The organism is Streptomyces sp. MZ04 (assembly GCF_004684775.1).
Classification (GTDB): Bacteria; Actinomycetota; Actinomycetes; order Streptomycetales; family Streptomycetaceae; genus Streptomyces.
Genome location: NZ_SRIC01000447.1, coordinates 1 through 4,372 on the forward strand (window position 1 = coordinate 1; position 4,372 = coordinate 4,372).

General features: G+C 70.0%; 3 protein-coding genes. 1 reads left to right on the forward strand and 2 read right to left on the reverse strand.

Going from position 1 to position 4,372, the window contains the following annotated elements:
* Positions 1 to 165: 165 nt before the first annotated feature.
* Both pepN and E2651_RS44460 read right to left on the reverse strand, forming a co-directional pair.
* The gene (gene pepN, locus E2651_RS41500) at positions 166 to 2,760 is read right to left on the reverse strand and encodes an aminopeptidase N (protein WP_135336442.1); all 2,595 of its coding nucleotides are present in this window, start codon (positions 2,758 to 2,760) and stop codon (positions 166 to 168) included.
* A 169-nt stretch (positions 2,761 to 2,929) separates the two neighbouring features.
* Entirely contained in the window at positions 2,930 to 3,070 is a 141-nt protein-coding gene (locus tag E2651_RS44460) for a hypothetical protein (RefSeq protein WP_167829065.1), read from the reverse strand.
* Here E2651_RS44460 and E2651_RS41505 point away from each other — a divergent pair.
* Positions 3,069 to 4,307: a flavin-dependent oxidoreductase gene (locus tag E2651_RS41505; protein ID WP_135336443.1), complete on the forward strand. Its 1,239-nt coding sequence runs from the start codon at positions 3,069 to 3,071 to the stop codon at positions 4,305 to 4,307. The two genes, E2651_RS44460 and E2651_RS41505, sit on opposite strands and share 2 nt — an antisense overlap.
* Positions 4,308 to 4,372: the final 65 nt, after the last annotated feature.

The following is a 4,372-nucleotide window of genomic DNA, read 5'->3' on the forward strand; positions in this document are numbered from 1 at the left end:
CCCTCCCACCCATCACTCACGAGGTGAACGGGTGGGTGGGCGGCAGAGATCCGCGCGAAGCGCGGGAAGAGGGGAAACGACCCGCGGCCGAAAACGGGAAGACCCCGGCCAGGGAACCCTCCCCGGGCGGGGCCCATATTTCGGCTTCCCCGCCCGGTCGGAGGGCTACTTGTCGGCCGACTGCGCCCGCAGCGCGCGCTCCACGCCCGCGCGGGACTCCGTGATCAGGCGGCGGAGGGCCGCCGAGGGGGACGCGGAGGCGAGCCACTCGTCCGTCGCCGAGAGCGTGGCGTCGGAGATCTGGAGCGAGGGGTACAGGCCCACCGCGATCTGCTGCGCCATCTCGTGCGAACGGGAGTCCCACGCGCCCTTGACCGCCGCGAAGAACTTCTCCGCGTAAGGGGCCAGCAGCTCCCGCTGGTCCGTCTGGACGAAGCCGCTGATCACCGCCTCCTGGATCGCGTTCGGGAGCTTGTCGGACTCGACGACCGAGGCCCACGCCTCGGCCTTCGCGGCAGCCGTCGGCCGCGCCGCCCGCGCCGACGCCGCGTGCCGCTCGCCCGCCGCCGTCTTGTCGCGCTCCAGCTCCGCCGCGATCCCCGCATCGTCGAGCCGCCCCGTCGCCGCGAGCCGGTGCACGAACGCCCAGCGCAGCTCCGTGTCCACGGCCAGGCCCTCGACCGACTGCTTGCCGGACAGCAGGTCCTCGAGGAGCGTCAGCTGCTCCTCCGTACGCGCCGTCGCCGCGAACGCCCGCGCCCACGCCAGCTGATGGTCGCTGCCCGGCTCCGCCGAGCGGAGATGAGCGAGTGTCGCCTCCGTCCAGCGGGCCAGCGCCTCGTCGCGCCCGGACGGCGCCGTGTACAGGTCGAGCGCCAGCTTCACCTGGCGGTGCAGCGACTGCACGACGCCGATGTCCGACTCCTTCGCGATGCCGGACAGGACCAGCGACAGGTACTCCCGCGTCGGGAGTTCCGCGTCCCGCGTCATGTCCCACGCCGACGACCACGACAGCGCCCGCGGCAGCGACGCCTCGAAGTCGCCGATGTGGTCGGTGACGAAGGCGAGCGAATCGGCGTCCATGCGGACCTTCGCGTACGAGAGATCGTCGTCGTTCAGCAGGATCACCGCCGGGCGCGCGCGGCCCACCAGCTCGTCCACCGCCGTCAGTTCGCCGTCCACGTCCAGTTCCACGCGGTCCGTGCGCAGCAGCTTGCCGGACGCGTCGTCCAGGTCGTACAGGCCGATCGCGATCCGGTGCGGGCGAAGGGTCCCACGCGGCGGAGCCGCATCATCGGACACAGCGCCCGTCGCGCCCGCCGGGAGCGCCGGGGCCTCCTGCTTGACCGCGAACGACGTGATGGTTCCCGACGAGTCGACGTCCACCACCGGACGCAGGACGTTGATGCCCGCCGTTTCCAGCCACTTTTTCGACCAGGTCGTCAGGTCGCGCCCGCTGGTCTCCTCAAGGGCGCCGAGCAGGTCGGAGAGGCGCGTGTTGCCGAACGCGTGCGCCTTGAAGTACGCCTGCACGCCCCGGAAGAACTCGTCCATGCCCACGTACGCGACGAGCTGCTTCAGCACGCTCGCGCCCTTGGCGTACGTGATGCCGTCGAAGTTGACCAGGACGTCGTCGAGGTCGCGGATGTCCGCCATGATCGGGTGCGTGGAGGGCAGCTGGTCCTGCCGGTACGCCCACGTCTTCATGGAGTTGGCGAACGTCGTCCAGGAGTGCGGCCAGCGCGAGTTCTCCGCGTACGCCTGGCAGGCGATGGACGTGTACGTGGCGAACGACTCGTTCAGCCACAGGTCGTTCCACCACTCCATCGTCACCAGGTCGCCGAACCACATGTGGGCCAGCTCGTGGAGGATGGTTTCCGCGCGCGTCTCGTACGCCGCGTCCGTCACCTTCGAACGGAACACGTACTGGTCGCGGATGGTCACCGCGCCCGCGTTCTCCATCGCGCCCGCGTTGAACTCCGGCACGAAGAGCTGGTCGTACTTGGCGAAGGGGTACGCGTAGTCGAACTTCTCCTGGAACCAGTCGAAGCCCTGCCGCGTCACCTCGAAGATCGCGTCCGAGTCGAGGAACTCGGCCAGCGAGGGCCGGCAGTAGATGCCGAGCGGAACCGACTGGCCGCCAGGACCCTCGTAGGAACTGTGGACCGAGTGATACGGACCGACGATCAACGCCGTGATGTACGTCGACATGCGCGGGGTCGGCTCGAAGACCCAGACGTCGCCGCTCGGCTCGGGAGTCGGGGAGTTGGAGATCACCGTCCAGCCCGTCGGCGCCTTCACGGTGAACTGGAACGTCGCCTTCAGATCCGGCTGCTCGAAGGACGCGAAGACGCGCCGCGCGTCCGGGACCTCGAACTGCGTGTAGAGGTAGGCCTGTTGGTCGACCGGGTCGACGAAGCGGTGCAGGCCCTCACCGGTGTTGGTGTAATCGCAGTCGGCGACGACCTTCAGCTCGTTCGGCCCGGCCTCGAGGTGCGCGAGCGCGATGCGCGAGTCACGGAAGACGGCGGCCACGTCCAGCGAATGGCCGTTCAGGACCACCTCGTGGACCGCCGGGGCCACCAGGTCGATGAAGGTCTCGGCGTGCGCCTCCGCGGAGTCGAAGCGCACCGTGGTCACGGACCTGTAGGTGCCGCCCTCTTGCGCGCCGGAGAGGTCGAGGTCGATCTCGTACGAGTCAACGGTGAGCAGCTTCGCCCGCTGCTGCGCCTCTTCGCGGGTCAGATTGGTGCCGGGCACGCGGTCATCTCCTCAGGAACGTCAGGTACGACTTGTGGCGTTTCCGGCCATCCTTCCACGTGGCTGCGGGAGCGTGCCGGGGCATTGTCCGGTGGCCGACATGCGGCATTGTTCGCCGCCCGTCGTGCCGCTAACATCCGCGCGGCGAGGAACGCCCCGGGGGGAGCGCTCATGGGACGAGCACGGTCGCGACCACGACCACGACTACGGCCACGACCACGACCACGACTACGGCCACGATCACGTTCACGGTCAAGACCACGATTACGACCACGATCGCGCGGCGCGGGGCGGGCGGTGCCGCGGCCATGATCGACGTACTCGTCGCGGGAGCCGGGATCGGCGGTCTGACCACCGCGCTCGGTCTGCACGCCGCGGGCATCGAGGTGCGGGTCGTGGACGCGGTGGACGCGCTGCGTCCCGTCGGCGTCGGCATCAACCTTCTCCCGCACGCGGTACGGGAGTTGACGGAACTCGGCCTGGGCGACGAGCTGGCCGCCACGGCCGTGCCGACCGCCGAGATGATCCACTTCGACCGGCACGGCAACCACATCTGGAGCGAGCCCCGGGGCGTCGCGCGCGGCCACCACTGGCCGCAGTACTCGCTGCACCGGGGCGCCCTGCAGATGATGCTGCTCGACGCCGTGCGCGACCGGCTCGGCGAGCATGCCGTGCGCACGGGCACGGCCTTCGTGCGGTACGCCGAGACCGAGGGGTCCCGGTCGGTGCTCGTGACGCTGCGGGACCTGGCGCGCGGGCGGGAGTACGCGGTGCCGGCGCGGGCCCTGGTCGGCGCCGACGGCCTGTACTCGGCGGTGCGGGCGCGGCTGCACCCCGGGGAGGGGCCGCCGCTGTGGAACGGCATCCGGATGTGGCGGGGCGTCACCGAATGGCAGCCGGTGCTCGGCGGGCGCACGATGGCCATCGCGGGCAGCAACGCGAGCGTGAAACTGGTCGTCTACCCGATCTCCCACGAGGCGGAGACGCGGGGGCGGTCGCTGCTCAACTGGGTGGCGGAGGTGCGGTTTCCCGTCCACCACCACGGGGTGGCCGGCCCCGTCGACTGGAACCGCTCGGGGCGCCTCTCGGACGTCCTGCCGCACTTCGCCGGCTGGCGCATCGGCGATCTGGACGTGCCGGCGCTGCTCGCCTCGACGGCGCGGATCCTGGAGTACCCGATGGTGGACCGGGATCCGCTGCCGTGGTGGGGCCGGGGCCCGGTGACGCTGCTCGGTGACGCGGCGCATCCGATGTACCCCGTGGGGTCGAGCGGCGGCTCCGAGGCGGTCCTCGACGCGCGGGTCCTCGCCCGCTGCCTCGCGCTTGCCGCGCCGGACCGGGCGGGGGGACTGCGGGCCTACGAGGCCGAGCGCTGGGCGTCCGCGAACGCGGTGGTCCTGGCGAACCGGGCGATGCCGGCGGACGCGATCCTCCGCACGGTCGCGGAGCGGGCACCGGAGGGATTCGTGCGGGTGGAGGACTGTCTCCTATACACATCTCCGAGCCCACGAGACGCTCATGAAGCTCGTATGCCGTCTTCTGCTTGAAAAAAAAAAACTTGAAATTTTACGTATTCTAAAATTCCACTCGCTTGGAATAATTGTTCATCTAT

Coding starts and splice junctions, on each gene's coding strand:
- E2651_RS41505 (WP_135336443.1), top strand. CDS start 3,069: ATGATCGACGTACTCGTCGCGGGAGCCGGGATCGGCGGTCTGACCACC.
- E2651_RS44460 (WP_167829065.1), bottom strand. CDS start 3,070: ATGGCCGCGGCACCGCCCGCCCCGCGCCGCGCGATCGTGGTCGTAATC.